Source organism: Scandinavium tedordense, assembly GCF_024764965.1.
Classification (GTDB): Bacteria; Pseudomonadota; Gammaproteobacteria; order Enterobacterales; family Enterobacteriaceae; genus Scandinavium; species Scandinavium tedordense.
Window position 1 is genome coordinate 339,682 of the sequence record NZ_JALIGG010000057.1, and the last position, 26,920, is coordinate 366,601.

Consider the following 26,920-nt stretch of genomic DNA (forward strand, 5'->3'; position numbering starts at 1 on the left):
ATTGAAACGGATAATAAAAACAATAAAAATAATGGCCGAGGCGAAAATGGCGCGGATAAATCAGACAGTGCGCATTCTTTCGGGGACAGTATCACTGACTACAATGAAATAGAGAGCAACTACACGCTGCATTTATCCGATAAATGGGATTTTCAACCGGGTGGTGTTTATCACTGGAGCAGCAATGGGACACAGATTCGTCCCTACCTCCGACTCAATTACAAAATTACCCCCGTACTGTCTACAGGGATTCGTTATCGACATGATTTTAACATGTATGAAACGAAAGATACCTCAGGAGAAGAACATCGTGACAGTGTCAGACGCGTGGATATCTATTTAGGATATAAGATCAACCCAAAATGGAGCGTCGGATATCAGGGAACAGCGTATAAGCATGTTGATGATGATTACAAATATAAGAATGATAAAACGTGGGCGATGGAGAATGCGTTTACGTTACGCTATAAGTGGAATAGCTGGTTCAGTCAGTATATCGAATATGATTATCTTGATCAGCAGGGCTATTACGAAGGTGAAGATAATCTCTCGGAATCACGTTACCGCATTGGGATGACCTTCACACTGTAGGTATCATGGCGTTGCCCGTTGGGATTTCCTCCGGGCATGCCTGTCTCTATTGTCTGCGCTTAGCCACGAGGGTGAATTTATAGTCGTCACTTTTGAAGGCGTTACGGCTGTATTCAAATACTTTTCCGTCATCCAGATAGCCGCGCGAGATTTTTTCCAGAATCGGCTGGTTGGGGTCTAAACCGAGCAACTTCACGGCTTCTTCCGACGGCATCACCGGCACGATTTCCTGTTCGCTGCGGTCGATAACCCGCTTTTTGACGGCTTCGATAAAGTGATATTTGGAGTTTTCCATCACCTGCCAGGTGAGATCGGGAAACAGCGCCAGCGGCATCCAGGTTTCTTCCAGCGTGACCGGTTTTTGCTGGATAAAACGCACCCGTTTGACGTGCCAGATTTTATCGCCCACCGCGACCTGCAATTTTTCCGCCATCTCCTGGCAGGCATCAATCGCCTCGAATACTCGCACGTCGCTGTGCGTTTCCACGTTTCGGTCGGCCAGTTTCTCGTAAAAACTGGTGAGCTGATAGATATCGTAATTGACCCGCTCGGCCTTAACGTATGACCCGCTGCCCTGAATGCTCTCGATAATGGCTTCCTGGGTGAGCTGTTTCAGTGCCTGGCGCACGGTCACGCGGCTGACGGCAAACTCTTCCTGGAGTGCAGACTCGGTGGGCAGGGCATCGCCGGGCTTTAATTCTCCGCGCTGCACGCGTTCTCGCAGGGTATCGGCAATCTGCCGATACATCGGTTTCTTGGTCATGTTGTCTGCCTTCTCACTGCATCAGTAATACGAATTATGCCTGTATGGGTGAATTTGTAAACAATACAAATTAAATGCAAATTTTTTGTTTGAGAGAAAGTGATCACATAAATGTATTTTTTTATCTGGCAGGATCCTTCCAGCTGAATGGCCGACTGGCCGTTTTTACACTTTTACAGTGAGGATCGTGATGAACCTGACGACGTTAACGCACCCGGACGCGCTCTGCTTGCAGGCCAATTTTGCCAGCCGCGATGAAACGATCCGCGCCCTGGCCGAACGGCTGGCTGCGCTCGGTAACATTTCCAGCCTCGACGATTTTCTTCGGGATGTGTTTGCCCGTGAAAGTGAAGGGCCGACTGCGCTCGGTGAAGGCTTGGCGGTACCACACGGCAAAAGCCTTGCCGTAAACGAAGCGGCATTTGCCGTGGCGACGCTCCCTCAGCCGATTCTGTGGGAAGGCGTGGACGGTGAGGAAGAGGTGAACCTGGTTGTGCTGCTGGCTATCCCGCCCGCGCAGGCGGGTTCCACGCACATGCAGCTGCTCACGGCGCTGACGTCCCGGCTGGTGGACGACGAAGTGCGCGCCGCCGTGTGTGCGGCCACCACTGCGGAACAATTATTACGGGTGCTGGACGCGCCGCTGGAAGTGGCTGCAACGCCCGTTGAGAAAAACGCCCCAACCATCGTCTGCGTTACCGCCTGTCCGGCAGGCATCGCCCACACCTATATGGCGGCTGAATATCTGGAAAAAGCAGGGCAGAAGCTCGGCGTAAACGTCTGTGTCGAACGGCAGGGCGCAAACGGAATTGAAAACCGCCTGACCGTCGAACAGCTGAATAACGCTCAGGCCTGTATTTTTGCGGCAGAAGTGGCGATCAAAGAATCGGAGCGTTTTAACGGTATTCCGGCCCTTTCGGTGGCGGTTGCTGAGCCGATTCGTCATGCCGAAGCACTTATCCAGCAGGCGCTGGCGCTGAAACCGTCCACCGAACAGCGCGATGTTCAGACTGAAAATCACGACACTAAAAGCCTGAAAACTGAACTCAAGCAGGCCTTGCTGAGCGGGATTTCGTTTGCCGTGCCGCTGATCGTCGCGGGCGGAACGGTGCTGGCGGTGGCGGTTTTACTGGCGCAAATGCTCGGTTTGCAGCATTTGTTCGATCAGGAAAACTCGTGGCTGTGGATGTACCGCAAACTGGGCGGTGGGATGCTCGGCATATTAATGGTGCCGGTGTTGGCGGCGTACACCGCGTATTCCCTGGCGGATAAACCCGCGCTGGCGCCGGGCTTTGCGGCAGGGCTTGCGGCAAACATGATTGGCTCTGGTTTCCTCGGCGCGGTCGCGGGCGGCCTGATTGCCGGGTATCTGATGCGCTGGGTGAAAAACCACATCCGATTAAACAATCGCTACAACGGCTTCCTCACATATTACCTCTATCCGGTGCTCGGTACGCTTGGCGCAGGCAGCCTGATGCTGTTTGTGGTCGGCGAACCGGTGGCGTGGGTCAACAACGGTTTAACCGCGTGGCTGAACGGTCTGTCAGGCACCAACGCGCTAGTGCTGGGCGCGATCCTCGGCTTTATGTGTTCGTTTGACCTCGGCGGTCCGGTGAATAAAGCAGCCTACGCATTTTGCCTTGGGGCGATGGCCAACGGCGTGTATGGCCCGTACGCCATTTTTGCCTCGGTGAAAATGGTCTCGGCCTTCACCGTCACCGCTTCCACCATGATTGCGCCTCGTCTGTTTAAACCCTTCGAAATTGAAACCGGCAAATCAACCTGGTTGCTGGGGCTGGCGGGTATCACCGAAGGGGCGATTCCGATGGCGATTGAAGATCCGCTGCGGGTGATTGGCTCATTCGTTCTGGGCTCAATGGTCACTGGCGCATTGGTGGGCAGCATGGATCTCGGATTGTCGACGCCGGGCGCCGGTATTTTCTCACTCTTTTTACTGCACGATGGCGGCTTGGGTGGCGTGCTGGCCGCTGTAGGTTGGTTTGCCTCAGCCATTATCGGCGCGGCTATCTCCACCTGTGTGCTTGTCCTCTGGCGTCGCCAGGCGGTCAAAGCCGGTAAATATATTCCCGATAGCGTCATGCCTTAACTGAACAGAACAGGAAACGAAGATGAAAGCTGTATCTCGCGTTCACATCACGCCGCATATGCACTGGGACCGTGAGTGGTATTTCACCACCGAAGAGTCGCGCATTTTGCTGGTCAATAATATGGAAGAGATCCTGACACGTCTTGAGCAGGACCCCGAATACAAGTACTACGTACTCGATGGACAGACCGCTATTCTCGAGGATTACTTTGCCGTTAAGCCGGAAAACCACACCCGCGTAAAAGCCCTGGTTCAGGCCGGAAAGTTGATTATTGGGCCGTGGTACACGCAAACGGACACCACGGTGGTGGCCGGGGAATCGATTGTCCGCAACCTGATGTACGGCATGCGCGACTGCCTGTCGTTCGGCGAGCCGATGAAAATTGGTTATCTGCCAGATTCCTTCGGCATGTCGGGCCAGCTGCCGCACATCTATAACGGCTTTGGTATTAAACGGGCGATGTTCTGGCGCGGCTGTTCGGAGCGTCACGGTACAGATAAAACGGAGTTTCTGTGGCGCAGTCAGGATGGCAGCGAAGTGACGACGCAGGTGTTACCCCTGGGCTACGCGATTGGTAAGTACTTACCGGAGGACGAAGCAGGCCTGCGTAAACGTCTCGATAACTACTTTGAAGTGCTGGAAAAAGCCTCGCAAACCAAAGAGATTTTGCTGCCAAACGGCCACGATCAGATGCCGCTCCAGCAGAACATTTTCGCGGTGATGGACAAACTGCGGGAAATTTATCCGCAGCGTGAATTTGTGATGAGCCGATTTGAAGAGGTGTTTGAACGGATTGACCAGCAGCGCGATGCGCTGGCGACGCTAACCGGCGAGTTCAACGACGGCAAATATATGCGCGTGCACCGCACCATCGGCTCGACGCGGATGGACATCAAAATCGCCCATGCGCGAATCGAAAACAAAATCGTCAATGTGCTCGAACCGCTGGCGTCGCTGGCCTGGACGCTCGGCTTTGAATATCACCACGGTCTGCTGGAAAAAATGTGGAAGGAGATCCTCAAAAATCACGCCCACGACAGCATCGGCTGCTGCTGTAGTGACAAAGTGCATCGGGAAATCATGAGTCGCTTCTGGCTGGCGGAGGACATGGCCGACAGCCTGGTCACCTTCTATATGCGTAAAATCGTCGACAACATGGCGCACAGCGAGGGTGACAAGCTGACGTTGTTCAACCTGATGCCGTGGCCGCGTGATGAAGTGATCAACACCACTATCCGTCTGCGCGCCAGTCGTTTCCGCCTGACCGACCGCGACGGCCAGGATGTGCCGTACTTTATTCGCGATAAGCGAGAAATCGACCCAGGGCTGGTGGATCGCCAGATTGTCCATTACGGCAACTACGAGCCGTTTATGGAATACGACATTCAGTTGCGTCAGGTACTGCCAGCGATGGGCTGGCTGACGCTGCATGTGCTACCGGGCGCGGAAGGACAACAGGCGAACGTGCCGGAACAGAGCGATGCGCTGCTGGAAAACAGCGCCTGGCGAATCACGCTTAACGCGGACGGTACGCTGAAAATGGAAGATAAGGAAAGCGGGCTTGTTTATGACCGGGTGCTGGAGTTTGAAGACGGCTCTGACGACGGCGATGAGTATGACTACTCGCCGTCGCGGGAAGAGTGGTTACTTACCAGCGCCGAAGGCACGCATCAGCATTCGGTGACACACGATGCGTGGCAGAGCAGGGCGGTGATACGTTCTACGCTGGCGGTGCCGCTAAATCTGGCGGAACGCGCAGCGCGTCAAACCAGCGGGTCGCTGGCCTGCGAAACCACCATCACCCTCAGCCATCACGGCCGCCGGGTGGAGTTTGATGTGAAGGTGCTGAATCAGGCTGACGATCACCGCGTGCGGGTGCGCATTCCTGTCCCGTATAAAGCGGAAAGTGTGCTGACGGATACTCAGTTTGGTTCGCTCAATCGGCCAGTCCAGGATCAGGCGATGAACGTCTGGCAGGCAGAGGGCTGGAAAGAGGCGCCGGTGCCGGTGTGGAATTTCCTCAACTATGCCGTACTTCAGCAAGGGCCGAATGGGCTGGCGCTGTTCACAGAAGGTCTGCGTGAAGTGGAAATCATCGGGGAGACGCAAAGTGCCTTTGCCCTGACGTTGCTGCGTGGTGTGGGGGTACTGGGTAAAGAAGATTTACTGCTGCGCCCGGGGCGTCCTTCTGGTATCAAAATGCCGGTACCGGATTCCCAGGTACGCGGCGAACTGCATTGCCGTTTCAGCCTGCTGCCGTTCAGTGGCTCGGCGTTGAATGCCGGCGTGGCGCAGCAGGCGCGCAGCTGGCTGACGCCAGTGCAGTGCTACAACAAAATCCCGTGGGATGCGATGAAACTGAACCGCACGGCGATTACCGCGCCGGAAACGTTCAGTCTGTGTACGCTCCCGGCCACGGGATGCCAGCTCAGCGCGTTGAAAAAGGCGGAAGACGACGAGGCGCTGATTATCAGGTTGTTTAACCCGTCCGACAGCGAATGTTGTGAGTCGGTGATGCGGTTTAATCATCATCATCCCGTATGTGAAGAAACGGGCATGGATGAGCAGTTGCCAGGGGAGGGGAGCCAGATGCATGGCCAGCCGATGCGTTTCAGACCAGGACAATCACGGACCTGGCGCATCAGGATTGATGAATAACTCCGCAAACGATACCCGACCACGCTATGCGTGGTCGTTTTTGTTTTATCCGATAATCACGCAGCGGTGTTAATTTTAAAACTCATTATGGTGAATAAAATGTAATAAAAGCAGCTATACTTATCCGCTCAAAAAAGGGGAATGTCCTTTGCCTGCTTCCAGAGCCCACCCTTCACAACACCGTATCGCGACGGTGGTTAAAAATGAATTACCTCTCATTCTAATTATTCCTTATTTGATAACCGGCAATGTCATCATAAAAACATGTTTTTAACATTGATTTTACTATGCACCATCAAGTGCATACACAATTAACATGTAATTGTAAAATTGATTTAAATCAAGGCGCAAACCTTGGATAAATGCGAGATAAAGCGGTAAATTGTCGCGGATCAAAGTGGTCGAAATGAGTCATCTTAGCTATATATTGATCAGCGTCGAAAAACGTAAATCCGGTTCAATAAAAACCTGTTTATTGTAAGGGTTTTACGGCGTAATATATTCAAGGGATCAATTTGGGTTTTTTATTAACGTATTTGTAACCTTTGCTCATCGCCGCTTTCACATCGTGACAGCGGCAGCGAAGCGGGAAGCAAATAATTTTGTATTGGGGCATGCGTGTGAATCCTTTCTAACGGGTTTCACTCTCGGAGTCTTCATGCGATGAGCAAGGAGTCATGATGTTAGATATAGTCGAACTGTCGCGCTTACAGTTTGCCTTGACCGCGATGTACCACTTCCTATTTGTGCCACTGACGCTCGGTATGGCGTTCCTGCTGGCCATTATGGAAACGGTTTACGTCCTTTCCGGCAAACAGATTTATAAAGATATGACCAAGTTCTGGGGCAAGTTGTTTGGTATCAACTTTGCGCTGGGTGTGGCTACCGGTCTGACCATGGAGTTCCAGTTCGGGACTAACTGGTCTTATTTTTCTCACTATGTGGGCGATATCTTCGGTGCGCCACTGGCCATTGAAGGTTTGATGGCCTTCTTCCTCGAATCCACCTTTGTAGGTCTGTTCTTCTTCGGTTGGGACCGTCTGGGCAAAGTCCAGCATATGGCGGTGACATGGCTCGTTGCGCTGGGTTCAAACATGTCCGCGCTGTGGATCCTCGTCGCGAACGGCTGGATGCAAAACCCAGTCGCCTCCGATTTCAACTTTGAAACCATGCGCATGGAAATGGTGAGCTTCTCTGAGCTTATCCTGAACCCTGTTGCACAAGTGAAATTCGTTCACACCGTGGCATCCGGCTACGTGTGTGGCGCGATGTTCATCCTGGGTATCAGCTCCTACTATATGCTGCGTAACCGCGACTTCCCGTTCGCCAAGCGCTCTTTCGCCATCGCGGCGAGCTTCGGTATGGCCGCTATCCTCTCCGTTATCGTGCTGGGTGATGAATCCGGTTATGAAATGGGTGACGTGCAGAAAACCAAACTGGCCGCTATTGAAGCTGAATGGGAAACGCAGCCGGCTCCGGCGTCGTTTACGCTGTTTGGTATTCCGGACCAGGATGCGCAGGAAAACCACTTCTCAATTCAAATTCCTTACGCGCTGGGTATCATCGCTACCCGCTCAGTCGATAAACAGGTTACTGGCCTGAAAGACCTGCTGGCGCAGCATGAAGAACGTATCCGTAACGGAATGAAAGCGTATTCTCTGTTGGAACAGCTGCGTTCTGGTTCTAAAGATCAGACCGTTCGCGATGAGTTCAACAGTGTGAAAAAAGACCTGGGTTACGGCCTGCTGTTGAAACGCTATACCCCGAACGTCTCTGACGCGACGGAAGCACAGATTCAGCTGGCGACTAAAGACTCGATTCCTCGCGTTGCGCCGCTGTACTTCGCCTTCCGTATCATGGTTGGCTGCGGCATCATCATGCTGCTGATTATTGCGGCGTCGTTCTGGTCTGTGATTCGAAACCGTATCGGTCAGAAAAAATGGCTGTTGCGCACCGCACTGTACGGGATCCCGCTGCCGTGGATTGCTATCGAATCCGGTTGGTTTGTGGCGGAATATGGCCGTCAGCCTTGGGCTATCGGTGAAGTTCTGCCAACCGCTGTGGCGAACTCATCCCTGACGACCGGCGATGTGCTTTTCTCGATGCTGCTTATTTGTGGTCTGTACACCGTGTTCCTGGTGGCTGAAATGTTCCTGATGTTCAAGTTTGCACGTCTGGGACCAAGCAGCCTGAAAACCGGTCGTTACCACTTTGAGCAGACCCCAGCGTCTACTCAGCCGGCACGCTAAGACAGGAGTCGTCAAATGTTCGATTATGAAGTATTGCGTTTTATCTGGTGGCTGCTGGTTGGTATTCTGCTAATCGGTTTTGCCGTTGCCGATGGTTTCGACATGGGGGTGGGCATGCTCACCCGGTTCCTCGGTCGTAATGACACCGAACGTCGAATCATGATCAACTCCATCGCCCCACACTGGGACGGTAACCAGGTGTGGTTGATCACCGCCGGTGGCGCGTTGTTTGCCGCTTGGCCAATGATCTACGCCGCCGCGTTCTCGGGTTTCTACGTGGCGATGATTCTGGTGTTGGCATCATTGTTCTTCCGTCCAGTCGGGTTTGATTACCGTTCTAAGATTGAAGACACCCGCTGGCGCAACATGTGGGACTGGGGCATCTTCATTGGTAGCTTCGTTCCACCGTTGGTGATTGGCGTAGCGTTCGGTAACTTGCTGCAAGGCGTACCGTTCCACCTCGATGAGTACATGCGTCTTTACTACACTGGCAATTTCTTCCAGCTGCTGAACCCATTTGGTCTGCTGGCTGGTATTGTTAGCGTGGCGATGATCCTGACTCAGGGCGCGACCTACCTGCAAATGCGTACCGTTGGCGAGCTGCACCTGCGTGCTCGTGCGACCTCGCAGGTTGCAGCGCTGGTTACGCTGGTGTGCTTCGCACTGGCAGGCGTTTGGGTGATGTACGGTATTGATGGCTACGTGGTGAAATCCGCGCTGGACCATACTGCACCGTCTAACCCACTGACCAAAGAAGTGGCTCGTGAAGCAGGCGCATGGCTGGTGAACTTTAAAAACATGCCGATTCTGTGGGTAATCCCTGCTCTGGGTGTGGTTCTGCCGCTGCTGACTGTTGTCATGTCACGTATGGAGAAGGGCGCCTGGGCGTTCATCTTCTCTTCACTGACTCTGGCATGCATTATCCTGACTGCCGGTGTAGCTATGTTCCCGTTCATCATGCCTTCTAGCACCATGCCGAATGTAAGTATGACCATGTGGGATGCCACTTCCAGCCAATTGACGCTGAACGTGATGACTTACGCGGCTATGGTGTTCGTTCCGATTATCCTGCTCTACACCACTTGGTGTTACTGGAAGATGTTCGGTCGTATCACCAAAGAAGACATTGAACGCAACACCCATTCTCTGTACTAAGTAAGGAGCAACGTATGTGGTACTTCGCATGGATTCTGGGAACGCTGCTTGCTTGTGCATTTGGTGTGATCACCGCACTGGCGCTCGAGCACATTGAGTCTGGACAACAAGAAGATCATTAATGAGTAAAATTATCGCGATGTTATATGCGGTAATGGATAAGGGCCCGTTACGGGCCCTTTCGTTACTGATGGCACTGGCATTGGCAGGGTGCGTTATCTGGGACCCGTCGCGCTTTGCGGCGAAAACCAGCGAGCTGGAAATTTGGCACGGCTTTCTGATCATGTGGGCCGTTTGTGCTGGCGTGATCCACGGCGTCGGTTTCCGCCCGAAGGCGATTCACTGGCAGGGGATTTTCTGCCCGCTGATTGCCGACCTTGTTCTCGTCGCCGGACTGTTTTTCTTCTTCGCCTGATTCAGAAACATCCGTTAATCGCTATGGGCTTGTTCAAGCCCATAAAAATTTACTCTCCGTTTACTTTATCCCATTCCAAACCAGCATTCCCGCGCGTATAGTAGCGAAGTTTGAAAGGCCTACATATTTGTTGCATTACCGGGATGTAAAGTGAATACAACGCTGTTTCGATGGCCGGTTCGTGTCTATTACGAAGACACCGATGCCGGTGGTGTGGTTTACCACGCCAGCTACGTCGCTTTTTATGAAAGAGCACGCACTGAGATGCTGCGCCACCATCACTTTAGCCAGCAGGTTCTGTTGGCTGAACGCGTTGCCTTTGTGGTGCGCAAGATGACGCTGGAGTATTTCGCCGCTGCCAGACTCGATGACATGCTCGAAGTCCAAACGGAAATTACAGCGATGCGGGGCACCTCTCTGGTGTTTACGCAGCGGATTGTCAACGCAGAAAACAAGGTACTCAACGAAGCTGAAGTACTGATTGTCTGTGTTGATCCACTCTTAATGAAGCCTCGTGCGCTTCCCAAGTCTATTGTCGCGGAGTTTAAGCAGTGACTGACATGAATATCCTTGATTTGTTCCTGAAGGCGAGCCTTCTGGTTAAACTTATCATGTTCATTTTGATTGGTTTTTCAATCGCGTCCTGGGCAATCATTATCCAGAGAACGCGCATCCTTAACACCGCCACACGCGAAGCTGAAGCGTTTGAAGACAAGTTCTGGTCTGGGATTGAACTCTCTCGTCTGTATCAGGAGAGCCAGGGCCGTCGCGATAATTTGACCGGCTCGGAGCAAATCTTCTACAGCGGTTTCAAAGAGTTTGCGCGTTTGCATCGGGCGAACAGCCATGCGCCGGAAGCTGTCGTGGAAGGGGCGTCGCGTGCGATGCGTATCTCCATGAACCGCGAACTGGAAAACCTTGAAAACCACATTCCATTCCTTGGCACCGTCGGTTCTATCAGTCCATATATCGGCCTGTTTGGTACGGTGTGGGGGATCATGCACGCCTTCATCGCGCTTGGTGCGGTAAAACAGGCGACGCTGCAGATGGTCGCACCGGGTATCGCAGAAGCACTGATCGCCACGGCGATTGGTCTGTTCGCGGCTATCCCGGCGGTAATGGCGTACAACCGCCTGAACCAGCGCGTGAATAAACTGGAGCTGAACTACGACAACTTTATGGAAGAGTTCACCGCGATTCTGCACCGTCAGGCGTTTACCAGCAGCGAAAGCAACAAGGGGTAAACCATGGCCAGAGCACGTCGTGGACGCGGACGTCGCGAGCTGAAGTCCGAAATTAACATCGTTCCGCTGCTTGATGTGTTGCTGGTGCTGTTGCTGATCTTCATGGCGACAGCGCCGATCATCACGCAGAGCGTGGAAGTCGATCTTCCAGATGCAACGGAGTCGCAGGCCGTCAGTACCAATGACGATCCGCCGGTGATTGTGGAAGTTTCCGGAATCGGACAGTACAGCGTCAATGTGGGGCAGGATAAAATGCCACAATTGCCGCCAGAGCAGGTGGTTGCTGAAGCTCAGCGTCATCTGCAAGAAAATCCGAAAACCGTCTTCCTGATCGGTGGCGCGAAAGATGTGCCTTACGATGAAATCATTAAAGCGCTGAACCTGTTGCACAGCGCGGGTGTGAAATCAGTGGGTTTAATGACCCAGCCAATCTGACCCGTCTGACAGGCTAACAGTTTTTGGGAACCGAGAGTGTCAAAGGCAACCGAGCAACAAAACGACAAGCTTAAACGCGCGATCATCGTTTCAGTCATTCTGCATATCATTCTGATTGCACTGCTGATTTGGAGTTCGTTCGATGAGCACATAGATGCTTCGGCAGGCGGAGGCGGTGGCTCGTCTATTGACGCGGTGATGGTCGATCCAGGTGCGGTCGTTCAGAACTATAATCGTCAACAGAATCAGCAGGCCAGCGCGCGTCGTGCCGAAGAGCAGCGTGAAAAACAGGCGCAGCAGCAGGCGGAAGAGATGCGTGAAAAGCAGGCCGCCGAGCAGGAACGCCTGAAACAACTCGAACAAGACCGTCTGAAGGCACAGGAAGAAGCCAGTAAGCAGGCCGATGCGCAGAAGCAGGCTGAAGAGTCGACGAAGAAAGCGCAAGAGCAGCAGAAACAGGCGGAAGAAGCCGCAGTGAAAGCCGCTGCATTGGCGAAAGCCAAAGCGGATTCACAGGCAAAAGTTGCAGCAGAAGCTGCGAAGAAAGCCGCCGCAGATGCTCAGAAGAAAGCCGAAGCAGAAGCGACGAAAGCTGCTGCTGACGCACAGAAAAAAGCACAAGCCGAGGCGGCTAAGAAAGCTCAGCAAGACGCTGAGAAGAAAGCCACCGCGGATGCCGCGAAGAAAGCCGCTGCCGCTGAAAAAGCTGCTGCCGCGAAAGCCGCCGCCGATAAAGCAGCCGCAGACAAAGCGGCTGCGGCAGAAAAAGCAGCATCCGCGAAAGCAGCGAAAGCAGCCGCAGCCAAGAAAGCGGCTGAAGCAAAAGATGCTTCTGGTGTTGATGACCTGTTGGGCGATCTCAGTTCAGGTAAGAATGCACCGAAAACCGGTGGTGGGGCGAAAGGCTCCGGGACGCCTTCGAAAGATAGTGGTACTAGTGGTGCAAATGGTGGGGCGACAGGCGCGGATATCAGCGCTTATGCCAATCAGATTAGTAAGGCGATTCAAAGTCGTCTCTATGATGCAGGGCTTTACGCTGGACAACAGTGTGACTTGCACATCAGTCTTGCACCTGATGGTACGTTGAAAAGCATCACGTCTGCTGGAGGCGATCCTGCTCTCTGTCAGGCGGCGTTAACGGCGGCTAAGACGGCGACAATTCCTAAACCGCCGAGTGAGGCTGTTTACGAAAAAATCAAGAATGCCACTCTGGCTTTCAAACTGTGATTTTTCGCAGCGAAAGCCTGAATGTTGGCTAATGTAAGTCACAGGGTTTTGGTAGTTTTGTGTATTTGAGTTTGTTAACATTCTGCTAAATTATCGTGGGCTTTCCGCCTGGATAAGGGAGATATGATGAAGCAGGCATTACGAGTAGCATTTGGTTTTCTGATGCTGTGGGCAGCTGTGCTGCACGCAGAAGTACGTATCGAAATCACTCAAGGGGTGGATTCGGCACGCCCAATCGGCGTTGCGCCATTTAAATGGGCAGGCCCAGGTGCCGCCCCTGAAGATATCGGCGGCATTGTGGCGGCTGACCTGCGCAACAGCGGTAAATTTAACCCACTGGATCGCTCTCGTCTGCCACAGCAGCCGGGTAGCGCACAGGAAGTTCAACCGGCGGCATGGTCTGCACTCGGCATTGATGCCGTTGTTGTAGGTCAGGTTACGCCAAACCCGGACGGCTCTTACACCGTTGCTTACCAGCTGGTGGATACCGGTGGTGCGCCGGGTACCGTTCTGGCTCAGAACTCATACAAAGTGAACAAGCAATGGTTGCGTTACGCGGGCCATACTGCCAGTGACGAAGTGTTCGAGAAGCTGACTGGCATTAAAGGTGCGTTCCGTACTCGTATCGCTTACGTGGTGCAAACCAACGGCGGCCAATTCCCGTATGAACTGCGCGTGTCTGACTATGATGGCTACAACCAGTTTGTGGTTCACCGTTCTCCGCAGCCGCTGATGTCTCCGGCGTGGTCTCCGGATGGCTCTAAGCTGGCGTATGTCACCTTCGAAAGCGGTCGTTCAGCACTGGTTATTCAGACGCTGGCAAACGGCGCTATCCGTCAGGTTGCTTCGTTCCCGCAGCATAACGGTGCACCAACGTTCTCACCTGACGGTTCTAAACTGGCCTTCGCATTGTCGAAAACCGGTAGCCTGAACCTCTATGTGATGGATCTGGGCTCGGGTCAAATCAGCCAGATTACGAACGGTCGCAGCAACAATACCGAACCAACCTGGTTCCCGGACAGTCAGAATCTGGCCTTTACCTCTGACCAGGCCGGTCGTCCGCAGGTGTATAAAGTTAATGTTAACGGTGGCACTCCGCAGCGTATTACCTGGGAAGGTTCTCAGAACCAGGATGCTGATGTGAGCACTGACGGTAAGTTCCTGGTAATGGTGAGCTCGGCTAATGGCCAGCAGCACATTGCCAAACAAGATCTGGCAGCGGGTGGCGTACAGGTTCTGTCGTCAACGTTCTTGGATGAAACGCCAAGTCTGGCACCGAACGGCACAATGGTTATCTACAGCTCTTCTCAGGGGATGGGATCTGTGCTGAATCTGGTTTCTACAGATGGGCGTTTCAAAGCGCGTCTTCCGGCTACTGATGGACAGGTTAAATTCCCTGCCTGGTCGCCGTATCTGTAATAATAATTAATTGAATATTATAGGAATCAAAGAAATGCAACTGAACAAAGTGCTGAAAGGACTGATGATCGCTCTGCCAGTTATGGCTATCGCGGCGTGTTCTTCCAACAAGAATGCAAGCAACGATCAGAGCGGCGAAGGCATGACTGGTGCCGGCACTGGTATGGACGCTAACGGTCAAGGCAACATGTCTTCCGAAGAGCAAGCTCGTCTGCAAATGCAGCAGCTGCAGCAGAACAACATCGTTTACTTTGATCTCGATAAGTACGATATCCGTTCTGACTTCGCTGCGATGCTGGACGCGCACGCAAACTTCCTGCGTAGCAACCCATCTTACAAAGTCACCGTAGAAGGTCATGCTGACGAACGTGGTACTCCTGAGTACAACATCGCCCTGGGCGAACGTCGTGCAAACGCTGTTAAAATGTACCTGCAGGGTAAAGGCGTTTCAGCTGATCAGATCTCCATCGTTTCTTACGGTAAAGAAAAACCTGCAGTACTGGGTCACGACGACGCGGCTTACTCCAAAAACCGTCGTGCCGTACTGGTTTACTAAGAGAATTGCATGAGCAGTAACTTCAGACATCATTTGTTGAGTCTGTCGTTACTGGTTGGCATAGCGGCCCCTTGGGCCGCTAATGCTCAGGCGCCAATCAGTAGTGTCGGCTCAGGCTCGGTCGAAGACCGTGTCACTCAACTCGAGCGTATTTCCAACGCTCACAGTCAACTTTTGACTCAACTCCAGCAGCAGCTTCAGGACAACCAGGCCGATATTGATTCCCTGCGTGGTCAAATCCAGGAGAGCCAATATCAGCTCAATCAGGCCGTCGATCGCCAAAAGCAGATCCAGACCCAGCTTGATGGGATGAGTAGCGGCGCCGCTGCGACGCCAGCACAGCCAGCAGCCGGCGAGCAGAGTGGGAATGCAACAGCGGCCACTCCAGCGCCAGCAGCAGGCGCTGCAGCGTCTGGTGTGCCAGTGCAAAGCGGTGATGCCAATACGGATTACAACGCGGCGATAGCGTTGGTGAAAGACAGCTCTCGCCAGGATGACGCGATTGCGGCATTCCAGAACTTCATCAAAAAATACCCTGACTCAACGTATCAGCCGAATGCCCATTACTGGCTCGGACAGTTGAATTACAACAAGGGTAAAAAAGATGATGCGGCGTATTATTTTGCCTCAGTGGTGAAAAATTACCCGAAATCCCCAAAAGCTGCAGACGCGATGTTTAAAGTTGGCGTCATCATGCAGGACAAAGGCGACACTGCTAAAGCCAAAGCGGTTTATCAGCAGGTGGTGACCAAATACCCAGGCACTGAAGGCGCTAAACAAGCGCAAAAACGCCTGAGTGGACTCTGATGCTTAAGGCATGACCTGAAATTGAAGTATTTCTGGTCATGCCGCCTGAATCATAAGCAGTTAAGCGCAGTTGTTCGAAATTTTAGTTGCGCTCAAATCTGAAACCAGTAATATATGCCGCCGTTGCCAAGGGATATCAAACATCCTGAAAGCGGCGAAAATAGTGGGTCGTTAGCTCAGTTGGTAGAGCAGTTGACTTTTAATCAATTGGTCGCAGGTTCGAATCCTGCACGACCCACCAATCGTTTAGTGGATGCGATTGTAAAACGTGAAGGATAACGTTGCGTAAGCAACGGCCCAAAGGGCGAGACGAAGTTGAGTCATCCTGCACGACCCACTACTAACTCAGTTAGTAAGCAGTATCCAGCGCAGTATCGGGTGATTAGCTCAGCTGGGAGAGCACCTCCCTTACAAGGAGGGGGTCGGCGGTTCGATCCCGTCATCACCCACCACTCGGGTCGTTAGCTCAGTTGGTAGAGCAGTTGACTTTTAATCAATTGGTCGCAGGTTCGAATCCTGCACGACCCACCAATTTAACATCTTACTCAGGTGTTAAGCGTGAAGGATAACGTTGCTATGCAACGGCCCGTAGGGCGAGATGAAGTCGAGTCATCCTGCACGACCCATCAATTTAATGATTGGTGCTGAGTAAAAAGCAGTATCTCTTCGAAGCAAGACCTTATGGGTCGTTAGCTCAGTTGGTAGAGCAGTTGACTTTTAATCAATTGGTCGCAGGTTCGAATCCTGCACGACCCACCATCTATTTGGTGACGTCTTCGAAGAAAATCCCGAAAGGGGTCGTTAGCTCAGTTGGTAGAGCAGTTGACTTTTAATCAATTGGTCGCAGGTTCGAATCCTGCACGACCCACCAATGTAGAAAGGCGCCCTAAAGGCGCCTTTTTGCTATGCGCGATTCGGGAAAGATGAGAACCTGCAGCAGGTTCGAGCCTCACGCAGTGAGACAACGGAGCCGTTTGCGGCGACGGCCCGAAGGGTGAGCGAAGCGAGTCATCCTGCACGACCCACCAATGTAGAAAGGCGCCCTAAAGGCGCCTTTTTGCTATGCGCGATTCGGGCAGAAAGCTATCTTGCTCAACCCGCTAAATTCTGACAAAAGCGCGCTGTCGCTCTTCTCCCTCTCCCTGAGGGAGAGGGTTGGGGGGAGGGGGAAAATTCCCCACGACAATTCCCCAAATTTTCGCTATCTTGTTTAGTATATAAAACACCATCACCTCAGTACTCACAAAACACTGCTGATTGGCGATGGTTTGGTTAAGCCAGTAAAACGAGAAGCCCAAGATGAGCGTAATGTTTGATCCTGAAACCGCAATTTATCCTTTCCCGCCGAAGCCTGTGCCACTCAGCACGGATGACAAGCAGTTTTATCGTGAAAAGATAAAGCGCCTTCTTAAAGAGAAAGATGCGGTAATGGTCGCGCACTACTATACCGACCCGGAAATTCAGCAGCTGGCAGAAGAAACGGGCGGCTGTATTTCAGACTCCCTCGAGATGGCGCGTTTCGGCGCCCGGCACACGGCCTCCACGCTACTGGTCGCAGGCGTGCGCTTCATGGGCGAAACGGCAAAAATCCTCAGTCCGGAAAAAACCATTCTGATGCCGACGCTGAATGCAGAATGCTCACTTGACCTGGGCTGCCCGATTGATGAATTCAATAAATTCTGTGATGCCCACCCGGATCGCACCGTAGTGGTATACGCCAACACCTCCGCCGCGGTCAAAGCACGTGCTGACTGGGTGGTCACGTCGAGCATTGCCGTTGAACTGATCGAGCATCTGGACAGCCTCGGAGAGAAAATTATCTGGGCACCGGACCGTCATCTTGGTCGCTACGTCCAAAAACAGACCGGCGCAGATGTCCTCTGCTGGCAGGGCGCGTGTATCGTGCATGACGAGTTTAAAACGCAGGCGCTGGCTCGCATGAAGGCGCTTTATCCTGAGGCGGCGATTCTGGTGCATCCTGAGTCGCCACAGTCGATTGTGGATATGGCCGACGCGGTAGGTTCAACCAGCCAGCTGATCACGGCCGCGAAAACGTTGCCTAATCCGCAGCTTATTGTCGCCACCGACCGTGGGATTTTCTACAAGATGCAGCAGGCGGTACCGGAGAAAGAATTGCTGGAAGCACCAACGGCGGGAGAGGGCGCGACCTGTCGTAGCTGTGCACATTGTCCGTGGATGGCAATGAACGGCCTGAAAGCCATCGCAGATGGCCTGGAGCACGGTGGCGCTGAACATGAGATGCATGTTGATGCCGTGCTGCGAGAGCGTGCTCTGCTGCCCCTTAACCGCATGCTGGATTTTGCAGCTACACTACGTTCATAAACACGTTAATAAACACGCCCATAACAACACTTTTGGCTGACCGGACGGAGATAAAATGGATTTCTTCAGTACACAAAACATTCTGGTACATATCCCGATTGGTGCTGGCGGTTACGACCTGTCGTGGATTGAAGCGGTGGGAACCGTGGCTGGCCTGATCTGTATCTGGCTTGCCAGCCTTGAGAAAATCAGCAACTACGCGTTTGGTCTGCTGAACGTCACGCTGTTTGCGATAATCTTCTACCAGATTCAGCTCTATGCCAGCCTATTGCTGCAGCTTTTCTTCTTCGCGGCGAATATCTACGGCTGGTATGCGTGGTCGCGGCAAACCAGCCAGAATCAGGCTGAATTGCAAATCCGCTGGCTGCCCTTACGCAAAGCGCTTGCCTGGCTGGCGGTATGCGTGGTGGCCATCGGGCTGATGACCGTGTTTATCAATCCTGTTTTTGCTTTCCTGACGCGTGTGGCCGTCTCTTTCATGCAAACCGTAGGGCTTAACGTCGCGATGCCCGAGCTGCAGCCGGATGCCTTCCCATTCTGGGATTCCTGCATGATGGTGTTGTCGATTGTGGCTATGATCCTGATGACTCGTAAATACGTCGAGAACTGGCTGCTGTGGGTGATTATCAACGTTATCAGCGTGGTGATTTTTGCGCGGCAGGGCGTGTATGCGATGTCGCTCGAATATCTGCTGCTAACATTTATCGCGCTGAACGGGAGCCGGATGTGGATTAATAGCGCGCGTGAACGAGGCTCTCGCGCGCTTTCCCATTAATGATGGTGATGATGCGCGTGTTCGGCCTGTGTCTCGCTTAGATGGCATTCAGGGCCGTTACAGGGCTGGTATTCCATCTGGATTGTGGCATGCGCTATCTGGTAATTATGTTCCAGATAGTGCTGGATTTTATCCAGCAGCCCGTCGTGATCGTGCGGCGGGATCACGTGCACGTGTAAGGTCATCACCGGTTTTTCCCCAACCAGCCATATGTGAACATGATGCACGTCGCGAACTTCCGGGATTTCGCGGCGCAGCCCGCGCTTGAGCGCGCCAATATCCAGCGAGCCGGGCGCACCTTCCAGCAGTTCATTCACGCTCTCTTTCAGCAGTTGCCAGGCACTGCGCAGCACCAGGCATGACACCAGAATGGACAAAATCGGGTCAATGGGCGTCCAGCCGGTGGTCAGAATAACAATAGCCGCGACAATCGCTCCCACCGAACCGAGCAAATCCCCGAGAACGTGCAGAGCTGCGGCGCGCACGTTCAGGTTTTTCTCCTCGCTCCCGCGATGCAAAATCCAGAATGACAGGATATTGGCCAACAAACCTGCCACGGCGATGACCATCATGGTTGCACCCGCGACAGGCTGCGGATGGCGGAAACGCACAATCGCTTCCCAGACAATCAGGACCGTTATCAATACCAAAGCGATCGCGTTCACGAACGCAGCGAGGGTCGTCAGTCGCAGCCAGCCAAATGTGTGGCGGGAATTCGGCGGGCGGCGAGCGAAATGCACCGCCATCAGCGCGAACAGCAACGCGGCGGCATCGGTCAACATGTGCCCGGCATCGGCCAGCAGCGCCAGTGAACCGGAGATAAGCCCGCCGATGACTTCGATTACCATAAAGGCAGCGGTAATGATGAACGCCAGCAGCAAACGGCGAGCGTTGCCGTTATCGGTCTGCGGTGATGGGGAGTGGGAATGTGAATGTGGCATACACAAATCCTGCAAAATTTAAGTGTTAGTGCATGACATGATTACAGATATTTTGCCATTTCGCATACAAATAAAAAAGGAGAGCAGGGCTCTCCTTTTTGGGGAAGGGCGGAACGAGGATTACTGCGTAGTACCATCAGTTTTAGTGTTCACATCGTTATTCATACCATCACCGGTTTCAACTTTCTTGTTGATATCCGGGCATTTACCGTCTTTACACATCGAGTTTTTGTGGATCTCATCTTTGCTCATGTGCTGCGCATCACTGCTGGATCCGTTCGGGTGCAGCATTGTGCCGCTGGACTGCGTATTCACATTGCTGTTATCGACGCCATTTGGCGCGATATTCTGATGGGCATCGGGTGCCATCTGGCCCGCATCGGCCGAGGAGTTTGCCTGGCCGTTGTTATCGGAAGCATTCGAAGCGCTGTCGGCAGCCATCGCCGCGCCGCTCATCATTGAAAGGGTTGCTGTCAGGAAAAGCGTTGCCAGTGTATTGTTTTTCATGGGGATGCTCCTGTTATGGTCGTTAGGTCGGATAACTTCTTCCAACAGTGCATATCTGCCTGTGCGTCGTCGCACCATGGCTAAAGATTCCACAATTCTGAATTATGTCAGTCTGGAATCCCGTTAAAGATACAAAAGTCAGTATTTACACTTAAAAAGTGTAGCGGACATCTCACTTCTCGCTACTTTCTGGCATTTTTTAAGGTAATTCCAGGAATTATCCTGCTCAACTGTAAAAGCCCGTTTACACTCTTAGGCCGACAAGTTAGATTGAAGGCATTGCACTCAATTATATAAGTATGGCAACGCTGGAAAGATCATGAATTATCAGAACGATGACTTACGCATTAAAGAGATCAATGAGTTATTACCTCCTGTAGCGCTCCTTGAGAAATTCCCTGCCACTGAGAATGCTGCCAACACGGTTTCTCATGCCCGTAAAGCGATCCACAAGATCCTCAAAGGCAACGATGATCGCCTGTTGGTGGTGATTGGTCCGTGCTCGATTCACGATCCTGTGGCGGCGAAGGAATACGCGAACCGTCTGCTCACGCTGCGCGACGAACTGAAAGGCGAGCTGGAAATTGTCATGCGCGTCTATTTTGAGAAGCCGCGTACCACCGTGGGTTGGAAAGGGTTGATTAACGATCCGCACATGGATAACAGCTTCCAGATCAACGACGGTCTGCGTATCGCGCGTAAGCTGCTGCTGGAAATCAACGACAGCGGTTTGCCCGCGGCGGGTGAGTTCCTCGACATGATTACCCCGCAGTACATGGCTGACCTGATGAGCTGGGGCGCAATCGGTGCGCGCACGACGGAATCTCAGGTTCACCGTGAACTGGCTTCCGGTCTTTCTTGCCCGGTTGGCTTCAAGAACGGTACTGATGGCACCATCAAAGTAGCGATTGACGCGATCAACGCTGCCGGTGCGCCACATTGTTTCCTGTCGGTCACCAAATGGGGCCATTCGGCGATTGTGAACACCAGCGGGAATGGCGACTGCCACATCATCCTGCGCGGTGGTAAAGAGCCAAACTACAGCGCGCATCACGTGACAATGGTCAAAGAAGGGTTGCAGAAAGCAGGCCTGCCATCTCAGGTGATGATCGATTTCAGTCACGCTAACTCCAGCAAGCAGTTCAAAAAGCAGATGGATGTGGCGACCGATGTTTCGGGTCAGATTGCTTCCGGCGAGAAAGCGATTGTCGGCGTGATGATTGAAAGCCATCTGGTGGAAGGGAATCAGAATCTGGAAGGCGGTGAAACGCTGACCTACGGCAAAAGCATCACCGATGCCTGCATTGGCTGGGACGACACCGACACGGTGCTGCGCCAGCTGGCTAACGCCGTTAAAGCGCGTCGCGGTTAAGCCCAACGCCCGGTAAAATAGGGCGGGTTTGCTGAATAGCGGGCAATAAAAAAGCGTGGAATGCTCCACGCTTTTTTACGTCTGGCGAAAACTTATTTCGCTTTACCCTGGTTCGCAACGGCCGCCGCTTTTGCAGCGATTTCGTCAGCGTTACCCAGATAGTAGTGTTTGATAGGTTTGAAGTTTTCGTCGAACTCATACACCAGCGGTACGCCAGTTGGGATGTTCAGTTCGAGAATTTCGTCTTCACCCATGTGGTCCAGGTATTTCACCAGGGCACGCAGAGAGTTACCGTGAGCGGCGATGATCACGCGCTCACCGCTTTTCAGGCGTGGCAGGATGGTTTCGTTCCAGTAAGGCACAACCCTGTCGATAGTCAGCGCCAGGCTTTCCGTTACCGGCAGCTCTTTGTCAGTCAGCTGCGCGTAGCGCGGATCGTGGCCCGGATAACGCTCGTCATCTTTGGTCAGTTCTGGCGGGGTGATGGCAAAACCACGACGCCACTGCTTAACCTGCTCATCACCGTATTTTTCAGCGGTTTCAGCTTTGTTCAGACCCTGCAGCGCACCATAGTGACGCTCGTTCAGTTTCCAGGATTTCTCAACCGGCAGCCAGGCCTGGTCCAGTTCGTCCAGTACGTTCCACAGGGTGTGAATGGCACGTTTCAGCACAGAGGTGTAAGCAAAATCAAAGCTGAAGCCTTCGTCTTTCAGCAGTTTCCCTGCTGCTTTCGCTTCGCCAACGCCTTTCTCAGACAGATCAACGTCATACCAACCGGTGAAGCGGTTTTCATTATTCCACTGGCTTTCGCCGTGGCGAACAAGCACAAGCTTAGTTACAGCCATACCGTTACTCCTGAACTAGATTGAATGATAACAATTCTCATTATATTGCCGCCTCGCGACGGACGGCAACGCTTATCCTTAACCATAGCGAAAATAGCGACGTAGTGTAAGCAGCTTGTGAATCGGAGGTTGTCTTTTTGTCGGTGATTGGCGCTACTTTCAACAATCTGGTGAAAAAAAAGCCCTCCGGACGGAGGGCAGAGATCACAACGAGGTAAACTGGTATTCGGTGATGCTGACGTATTCTTCACCCGGCAGCAGCACGCAGTCTGGTTGCGGGAATTCCGGGTGATTTGGGCTGTCCGGCAGACATTCGCTTTCCAGCGCCAGCCCTTGCCAGTCGGCATACGGCTCGGTTTCGCGCGACAGTGTGCCGCCGAGATAATTACCGGTGTAGAACTGAAGCGCCGGCGCAGTGGTGTAGACCTTCAGCTGTAGCTTTTCATCCGCAGACCAGACGGTCGCGGCGGCCTGCGACAGCTCGCCCTGGGTCGAGAGTAAAAAGGCATGATCGTAGCCTTTCATCTGACGCTGATCGTCATCGCTCAGGAACTCGCTGGCAATGATTTTGGGCTGGCGGAAATCGAAGCTGGTTTGCGCCACGTCTTTCAGACCGGAGCGCGGAATGCCCATGCTATCTACAGGCAGATACGCATCCGCCGCGATGTGCAGCTTGTGCTCGCGCACGTCGCTCTGACCGCCATCAAGGTTGAAATAGACGTGGTTGGTCAGGTTGACCGGGCAGGCTTTATCCACCGTGGCACGGTATTCAATGGCAATACGGTTGTCTTCGGTCAGACGGTAAAGTGCTGTGGCGCTAAGATTCCCAGGGAAACCCTGGTCACCATCGGCAGATTCCAGCGCAAACAACACCGATTCATCGTTCTGATTCACAACCTGCCAGCGACGCTTATCAAACCCTTCCGGGCCGCCGTGCAGCTGGTTCGGGCCCTGGCTCGGGGCCAGTTCATAGGTCGTGCCAGTGAGGGTAAAACGGCTGTCGGCGATGCGATTGGCGTAACGACCAATCGATGCACCGAGAAACGCCGCCTGCTGCGGATACTGTTCCGGGCTGGCGCAGCCGAGAAGAGCTTCGCGTACCGAACTGTCCTGCATCGGAATGCGCGCGGACAGCAGCGTTGCACCCCAGTCCATTAATGTCACTACCATCCCCGCGCTATTGCGCAGGGTCAGCAGGCGGAAGGGCAGGCCGTCTGGCGCCAGAGTGGGAATTTCTTTTAGCACTGGCCCGCTCCTTGTGATGCTTTGCAGACGTAGAAGGTTTCTTTGATGCCGGTTTTCGCTTCATATTGCTCAGCGACGGCCTCTTTCACTGTCGGCACCAGCGCTTCTGGCACCAGTGCTACGATGCAGCCGCCAAAACCGCCGCCGGTCATACGCACGCCGCCCTGATCGCCGATGGTGGCTTTCACAATCTCGACCAGCGTATCAATCTGTGGAACGGTGATTTCAAAATCATCGCGCATTGATGCGTGTGATTCTGCCATCAGTTCGCCCATGCGTTTCAGGTCGCCTTTTTCCAGCGCGGACGCGGCTTCGACGGTGCGGGCGTTTTCGGTCAGTACGTGACGTACGCGTTTGGCAACGATAGGGTCCAGCTCATGTGCCACGGCGTTGAATGTTTCCAGTGACACATCGCGCAAAGCAGGCTGCTGGAAGAAGCGGGCACCGGTTTCACACTGCTCGCGGCGGGTGTTGTACTCGCTGCCAACCAGGGTGCGTTTGAAATTACTGTTAATGATGATAACGGCCGCGCCTTTCGGCATCGACACGGCTTTGGTGCCGAGCGAGCGACAGTCCAGCAACAGCGCATGGTCTTTCTTGCCCAGAGCTGAAATCAACTGATCCATAATGCCGCAGTTACAGCCGACAAACTGGTTCTCTGCTTCCTGACCGTTCAGCGCAATTTGCGCGCCGTCGAGTGGCAGATGGTACAGCTGCTGGAAAACAGTACCGACCGCCACTTCAAGCGATGCAGAAGAGCTCAGGCCCGCGCCCTGCGGCACGTCGCCGCTGATGACCATATCCACACCGCCGAAATTGCGATTGCGCTTTTGCAGATGTTTCACCACGCCGCGCACGTAGTTGGACCACTGCTGGGTATCGTGGCTGATGATTGGCGCATCAAGCGAGAATTCGTCGGTCTGGTTTTCGTAATCGGCTGCGATGACACGCACGGTTCTGTCTTCACGCGGTGAGCAGCTGATCACCGTCTGGTAATCAATGGCGCAGGGCAGCACGAAACCATCGTTGTAGTCGGTGTGTTCGCCGATCAGGTTCACGCGGCCAGGCGCCTGAATCGTATGGTTGGCAGGGTAGCCAAATTTCTCAGCAAACAGGGACAGGGTTTTCTCTTTCAGACTCATTATTTTTATACTCCTGATTCGCGATAGTGGACGTCACTGACGGCGCGCAGACGTTCGGCGGCTTGTTCTGCCGTCAGGTCGCGCTGGGTTTCTGCCAGCATTTCATAGCCGACCATGAATTTGCGCACGGTGGCCGAGCGCAGCAGCGGCGGATAGAAATGGGCGTGGAGCTGCCAATGAGAATTATCTTCGCCATTGAACGGCGCGCCGTGCCAGCCCATCGAGTAAGGGAAGGAGCACTGGAACAGGTTGTCGTAACGGCTGGTCAGTTTTTTCAACGCCAACGCCAAATCACTGCGTTGAGCATCGGTTAAATCGGTAATACGTTGCACATGCGCTTTCGGCAGCAGCAGCGTTTCGAACGGCCATGCAGCCCAGTAGGGCACCACCGCCAGCCAGTGATCGGTTTCGATGATGGTCCGGCTGCCGTCCGCCAGTTCACGCTGCGCATAGTCGACCAGCATCGGCGAACCCTGCTCGTCGAGATAGGCTTTTTGCAGTCGGTCTTCGCGCTCGGCTTCGTTCGGTAAAAAGCTGTTAGCCCAAACCTGGCCGTGCGGATGCGGGTTGGAGCAGCCCATCGCCGCGCCTTTATTCTCAAAAACCTGCACCCACGGGTACTGCTGGCCTAACTCCGCCGTCTGCTGTTGCCAGGTTTGCACCACTTCTTCCAGCGCGCTGACGCTCAGTTCAGGCAGCGTTTTGCTGTGATCGGGTGAGAAGCAAATAACGCGACTGGTGCCGCGGGCGCTTTCACTGCGCATCAGCGGATCGACATTTTGCGGTGCGTCTGGCGTATCGGTCATCAGCGCGGCAAAGTCGTTGGTAAACACGTAAGTACCGGTGTACTGCGGGTTGGTATCGCCAGTGACACGGGTATTGCCTGGACACAGGAAGCAGTCAGGATCGTGTTTCGGCAACGTTTGTTTGGCAGGCGTTTCTTGCGCCCCCTGCCAGGGACGTTTTGCGCGGTGCGGAGAGACGAGGATCCACTGCCCGGTTAACGGGTTAAAACGGCGGTGCGGATGATCGACGGGGTTAAATTGCGTCATGACAGGTCCTTAGTCGGTGTAACCCTGCGGATGACGCGATTGCCAGTGCCAGGTATCCTGCGCCATTTCGTCGAGAGTACGGGTAACATGCCAGCCGAGTTCGCGGTCAGCTTTGCTCGCATCGGCCCAATAGGCCGGGAGATCGCCATCGCGACGCGGGGCGAAGTGATGATTGACCGGTTTGCCGCAGGCTTTGCTGAAGGCGTTAACCACGTCCAGCACGCTGCTGCCGACGCCGGCACCGAGGTTGTAAATGTGTACGCCCGGTTTTTCAGCCAGTTTTTCCATCGCGGCAACGTGGCCGTCGGCCAGGTCCATCACGTGGATATAGTCACGCACGCCGGTACCGTCTTCGGTCGGGTAGTCGTTACCAAAAATGGCCAGCGATTCACGACGACCGACGGCAACTTGCGCGATATACGGCATCAGGTTATTCGGAATGCCCTGAGGATCTTCACCCATGTCGCCTGACGGGTGCGCGCCAACCGGGTTGAAATAGCGCAACAGCGCAATGCTCCATTCCGGCTGCGCTTTTTGCAGGTCGGTCAGGATTTGTTCAACCATCAATTTGCTTTTGCCGTACGGGCTTTGTGGCGTGCCGGTCGGGAAACTTTCCGCGTAGGGAATTTTTGGCTGATCGCCGTAGACGGTAGCGGAAGAGCTGAAGATGAAGTTTTTAACGTTCGCGGCGCGCATGGCGGCGATTAAACGCAGGGTTCCGTTAACGTTGTTATCGTAGTATTCCAGCGGTTTCTCGACAGACTCACCCACGGCTTTCAGCCCGGCGAAATGGATAACAGTGTCAATCGCGTGATCGTGCAAAACTTCGGTCATCAGCGCTTCGTTGCGAATATCGCCTTCTACGAAAAGGGCCTGTTTGCCCGCAAGGCGTTCAATCACCGGTAACACACTGCGCTTACTGTTACAGAGGTTATCCAGAATGATGACGTCGTGGCCTTGTTTCAGTAATTGCACGCAAGTATGGCTGCCTATGTAACCGCTACCACCCGTAACCAATACTCTCATTTTTCGCTCCATCAGGCTTATGGTATGTAATAAGACTAGCATAAC

General features: G+C 53.5%; 25 protein-coding genes, 5 tRNA genes and 1 other RNA gene. 23 read left to right on the forward strand and 8 right to left on the reverse strand.

Features of this window, described 5'->3' with window-relative positions:
- Positions 1-591 (forward strand): oligogalacturonate-specific porin KdgM family protein, encoded by a 591-nt coding sequence (locus MUU46_RS17500; RefSeq protein WP_258966379.1) that lies wholly within the window; start codon positions 1-3, stop codon positions 589-591.
- Between the two features lie 46 nt (positions 592-637).
- Here MUU46_RS17500 and MUU46_RS17505 read toward each other — a convergent pair whose 3' ends face one another.
- On the reverse strand, positions 638-1,354 hold the full coding sequence (locus MUU46_RS17505) for a GntR family transcriptional regulator (protein WP_159754289.1): 717 nt from the start codon (positions 1,352-1,354) through the stop codon (positions 638-640).
- 190 nt (positions 1,355-1,544) lie between these two features.
- On the opposite strand from MUU46_RS17505, the gene mngA reads away from it, so the two are divergent.
- The 21 genes from mngA (at position 1,545) to pnuC (ending at position 18,745) form a co-directional block, all read left to right on the forward strand.
- Positions 1,545-3,461, forward strand: coding sequence for a PTS 2-O-a-mannosyl-D-glycerate transporter subunit IIABC (mngA, locus tag MUU46_RS17510; protein WP_258966179.1), 1,917 nt, complete (start codon positions 1,545-1,547; stop codon positions 3,459-3,461).
- 22 nt (positions 3,462-3,483) lie between these two features.
- Positions 3,484-6,120 carry a mannosylglycerate hydrolase gene (mngB, locus tag MUU46_RS17515; protein WP_258966180.1) on the forward strand — a complete coding sequence of 879 codons (2,637 nt, stop codon included), beginning with the start codon at positions 3,484-3,486 and terminating at the stop codon, positions 6,118-6,120.
- 680 nt (positions 6,121-6,800) lie between these two features.
- Positions 6,801-8,369 (forward strand): cytochrome ubiquinol oxidase subunit I, encoded by a 1,569-nt coding sequence (cydA, locus tag MUU46_RS17520; protein ID WP_159755249.1) that lies wholly within the window; start codon positions 6,801-6,803, stop codon positions 8,367-8,369.
- A 15-nt stretch (positions 8,370-8,384) separates the two neighbouring features.
- The gene (gene cydB / locus MUU46_RS17525) at positions 8,385-9,524 is read left to right on the forward strand and encodes a cytochrome d ubiquinol oxidase subunit II (RefSeq protein WP_159754280.1); all 1,140 of its coding nucleotides are present in this window, start codon (positions 8,385-8,387) and stop codon (positions 9,522-9,524) included.
- 14 nt (positions 9,525-9,538) lie between these two features.
- Entirely contained in the window at positions 9,539-9,646 is a 108-nt protein-coding gene (cydX, locus tag MUU46_RS17530; RefSeq protein WP_110510082.1) for a cytochrome bd-I oxidase subunit CydX, read from the forward strand.
- On the forward strand, positions 9,646-9,939 hold the full coding sequence (gene ybgE, locus MUU46_RS17535; protein WP_159754277.1) for a cyd operon protein YbgE: 294 nt from the start codon (positions 9,646-9,648) through the stop codon (positions 9,937-9,939). Before cydX ends, ybgE begins: the two co-directional genes overlap by 1 nt.
- A 150-nt stretch (positions 9,940-10,089) precedes the next feature.
- The gene (gene ybgC / locus MUU46_RS17540) at positions 10,090-10,494 is read left to right on the forward strand and encodes a tol-pal system-associated acyl-CoA thioesterase (protein WP_097164735.1); all 405 of its coding nucleotides are present in this window, start codon (positions 10,090-10,092) and stop codon (positions 10,492-10,494) included.
- Complete coding sequence (tolQ, locus tag MUU46_RS17545; RefSeq protein ID WP_110510078.1) at positions 10,491-11,183, forward strand: Tol-Pal system protein TolQ; 693 nt, start codon at positions 10,491-10,493, stop codon at positions 11,181-11,183. Before ybgC ends, tolQ begins: the two co-directional genes overlap by 4 nt.
- Positions 11,184-11,186: 3 nt before the next feature.
- On the forward strand, positions 11,187-11,618 hold the full coding sequence (tolR, locus tag MUU46_RS17550) for a colicin uptake protein TolR (RefSeq protein WP_110510077.1): 432 nt from the start codon (positions 11,187-11,189) through the stop codon (positions 11,616-11,618).
- A 36-nt stretch (positions 11,619-11,654) separates the two neighbouring features.
- Positions 11,655-12,845, forward strand: coding sequence for a cell envelope integrity protein TolA (gene tolA, locus MUU46_RS17555; RefSeq protein WP_159754271.1), 1,191 nt, complete (start codon positions 11,655-11,657; stop codon positions 12,843-12,845).
- Between the two features lie 126 nt (positions 12,846-12,971).
- The gene (gene tolB / locus MUU46_RS17560; RefSeq protein WP_159755246.1) at positions 12,972-14,264 is read left to right on the forward strand and encodes a Tol-Pal system beta propeller repeat protein TolB; all 1,293 of its coding nucleotides are present in this window, start codon (positions 12,972-12,974) and stop codon (positions 14,262-14,264) included.
- Between the two features lie 34 nt (positions 14,265-14,298).
- A complete protein-coding gene (pal, locus tag MUU46_RS17565; protein ID WP_159754268.1) occupies positions 14,299-14,820 on the forward strand; it encodes a peptidoglycan-associated lipoprotein Pal in 522 nt (173 codons plus the stop codon).
- 9 nt (positions 14,821-14,829) lie between these two features.
- On the forward strand, positions 14,830-15,627 hold the full coding sequence (gene cpoB, locus MUU46_RS17570) for a cell division protein CpoB (RefSeq protein WP_258966181.1): 798 nt from the start codon (positions 14,830-14,832) through the stop codon (positions 15,625-15,627).
- Between the two features lie 165 nt (positions 15,628-15,792).
- Positions 15,793-15,868: transfer RNA gene (locus tag MUU46_RS17575), tRNA-Lys, on the forward strand.
- 135 nt (positions 15,869-16,003) lie between these two features.
- A tRNA-Val gene (locus MUU46_RS17580) sits at positions 16,004-16,079 on the forward strand.
- 3 nt (positions 16,080-16,082) lie between these two features.
- Positions 16,083-16,158 (forward strand) — tRNA-Lys (locus MUU46_RS17585).
- 152 nt (positions 16,159-16,310) lie between these two features.
- Positions 16,311-16,386 (forward strand) — tRNA-Lys (locus MUU46_RS17590).
- 36 nt (positions 16,387-16,422) lie between these two features.
- Positions 16,423-16,498 (forward strand) — tRNA-Lys (locus MUU46_RS17595).
- A 31-nt stretch (positions 16,499-16,529) separates the two neighbouring features.
- Positions 16,530-16,655: non-coding RNA, RtT sRNA (locus MUU46_RS17600), on the forward strand.
- Positions 16,656-16,926: 271 nt separating this feature from the next.
- The gene (gene nadA / locus MUU46_RS17605; RefSeq protein WP_258966182.1) at positions 16,927-17,970 is read left to right on the forward strand and encodes a quinolinate synthase NadA; all 1,044 of its coding nucleotides are present in this window, start codon (positions 16,927-16,929) and stop codon (positions 17,968-17,970) included.
- A 55-nt stretch (positions 17,971-18,025) separates the two neighbouring features.
- The gene (gene pnuC, locus MUU46_RS17610; RefSeq protein ID WP_258966183.1) at positions 18,026-18,745 is read left to right on the forward strand and encodes a nicotinamide riboside transporter PnuC; all 720 of its coding nucleotides are present in this window, start codon (positions 18,026-18,028) and stop codon (positions 18,743-18,745) included.
- On the opposite strand, the gene zitB is transcribed toward pnuC, so the two are convergent.
- Entirely contained in the window at positions 18,742-19,686 is a 945-nt protein-coding gene (gene zitB / locus MUU46_RS17615) for a CDF family zinc transporter ZitB (RefSeq protein ID WP_258966184.1), read from the reverse strand. The genes pnuC and zitB overlap by 4 nt on opposite strands.
- A 120-nt stretch (positions 19,687-19,806) precedes the next feature.
- Positions 19,807-20,193 carry a YbgS-like family protein gene (locus tag MUU46_RS17620; protein ID WP_110510069.1) on the reverse strand — a complete coding sequence of 129 codons (387 nt, stop codon included), beginning with the start codon at positions 20,191-20,193 and terminating at the stop codon, positions 19,807-19,809.
- A 319-nt stretch (positions 20,194-20,512) separates the two neighbouring features.
- Between MUU46_RS17620 and aroG the strand changes: the two genes are divergently transcribed.
- A complete protein-coding gene (gene aroG, locus MUU46_RS17625; RefSeq protein WP_258966185.1) occupies positions 20,513-21,565 on the forward strand; it encodes a 3-deoxy-7-phosphoheptulonate synthase AroG in 1,053 nt (350 codons plus the stop codon).
- A 92-nt stretch (positions 21,566-21,657) separates the two neighbouring features.
- On the opposite strand, the gene gpmA is transcribed toward aroG, so the two are convergent.
- The 5 genes from gpmA to galE form a co-directional block, all read right to left on the reverse strand.
- Entirely contained in the window at positions 21,658-22,410 is a 753-nt protein-coding gene (gene gpmA / locus MUU46_RS17630) for a 2,3-diphosphoglycerate-dependent phosphoglycerate mutase (protein ID WP_110510067.1), read from the reverse strand.
- Between the two features lie 204 nt (positions 22,411-22,614).
- Positions 22,615-23,655 (reverse strand): galactose-1-epimerase, encoded by a 1,041-nt coding sequence (galM, locus tag MUU46_RS17635; RefSeq protein ID WP_159754250.1) that lies wholly within the window; start codon positions 23,653-23,655, stop codon positions 22,615-22,617.
- A complete protein-coding gene (galK, locus tag MUU46_RS17640; protein WP_258966186.1) occupies positions 23,649-24,797 on the reverse strand; it encodes a galactokinase in 1,149 nt (382 codons plus the stop codon). The genes galM and galK overlap by 7 nt, the downstream gene beginning before the upstream one ends.
- A 5-nt stretch (positions 24,798-24,802) precedes the next feature.
- Entirely contained in the window at positions 24,803-25,849 is a 1,047-nt protein-coding gene (gene galT, locus MUU46_RS17645; RefSeq protein ID WP_159754244.1) for a galactose-1-phosphate uridylyltransferase, read from the reverse strand.
- A gap of 9 nt (positions 25,850-25,858) precedes the next feature.
- Entirely contained in the window at positions 25,859-26,875 is a 1,017-nt protein-coding gene (gene galE / locus MUU46_RS17650) for a UDP-glucose 4-epimerase GalE (RefSeq protein ID WP_258966187.1), read from the reverse strand.
- Positions 26,876-26,920: the final 45 nt, after the last annotated feature.

Excerpts from the sequence above, each read along its gene's own strand:
- MUU46_RS17505 (WP_159754289.1), bottom strand. The coding sequence starts at position 1,354 with ATGACCAAGAAACCGATGTATCGGCAGATTGCCGATACCCTGCGAGAA.
- mngA (WP_258966179.1), top strand. The coding sequence starts at position 1,545 with ATGAACCTGACGACGTTAACGCACCCGGACGCGCTCTGCTTGCAGGCC.
- mngB (WP_258966180.1), top strand. The coding sequence starts at position 3,484 with ATGAAAGCTGTATCTCGCGTTCACATCACGCCGCATATGCACTGGGAC.
- cydA (WP_159755249.1), top strand. The coding sequence starts at position 6,801 with ATGTTAGATATAGTCGAACTGTCGCGCTTACAGTTTGCCTTGACCGCG.
- cydB (WP_159754280.1), top strand. The coding sequence starts at position 8,385 with ATGTTCGATTATGAAGTATTGCGTTTTATCTGGTGGCTGCTGGTTGGT.
- cydX (WP_110510082.1), top strand. The coding sequence starts at position 9,539 with ATGTGGTACTTCGCATGGATTCTGGGAACGCTGCTTGCTTGTGCATTT.
- ybgE (WP_159754277.1), top strand. The coding sequence starts at position 9,646 with ATGAGTAAAATTATCGCGATGTTATATGCGGTAATGGATAAGGGCCCG.
- tolR (WP_110510077.1), top strand. The coding sequence starts at position 11,187 with ATGGCCAGAGCACGTCGTGGACGCGGACGTCGCGAGCTGAAGTCCGAA.
- tolB (WP_159755246.1), top strand. The coding sequence starts at position 12,972 with ATGAAGCAGGCATTACGAGTAGCATTTGGTTTTCTGATGCTGTGGGCA.
- pal (WP_159754268.1), top strand. The coding sequence starts at position 14,299 with ATGCAACTGAACAAAGTGCTGAAAGGACTGATGATCGCTCTGCCAGTT.
- cpoB (WP_258966181.1), top strand. The coding sequence starts at position 14,830 with ATGAGCAGTAACTTCAGACATCATTTGTTGAGTCTGTCGTTACTGGTT.
- nadA (WP_258966182.1), top strand. The coding sequence starts at position 16,927 with ATGAGCGTAATGTTTGATCCTGAAACCGCAATTTATCCTTTCCCGCCG.
- pnuC (WP_258966183.1), top strand. The coding sequence starts at position 18,026 with ATGGATTTCTTCAGTACACAAAACATTCTGGTACATATCCCGATTGGT.
- zitB (WP_258966184.1), bottom strand. The coding sequence starts at position 19,686 with ATGCCACATTCACATTCCCACTCCCCATCACCGCAGACCGATAACGGC.
- MUU46_RS17620 (WP_110510069.1), bottom strand. The coding sequence starts at position 20,193 with ATGAAAAACAATACACTGGCAACGCTTTTCCTGACAGCAACCCTTTCA.
- aroG (WP_258966185.1), top strand. The coding sequence starts at position 20,513 with ATGAATTATCAGAACGATGACTTACGCATTAAAGAGATCAATGAGTTA.
- gpmA (WP_110510067.1), bottom strand. The coding sequence starts at position 22,410 with ATGGCTGTAACTAAGCTTGTGCTTGTTCGCCACGGCGAAAGCCAGTGG.
- galK (WP_258966186.1), bottom strand. The coding sequence starts at position 24,797 with ATGAGTCTGAAAGAGAAAACCCTGTCCCTGTTTGCTGAGAAATTTGGC.
- galT (WP_159754244.1), bottom strand. The coding sequence starts at position 25,849 with ATGACGCAATTTAACCCCGTCGATCATCCGCACCGCCGTTTTAACCCG.
- galE (WP_258966187.1), bottom strand. The coding sequence starts at position 26,875 with ATGAGAGTATTGGTTACGGGTGGTAGCGGTTACATAGGCAGCCATACT.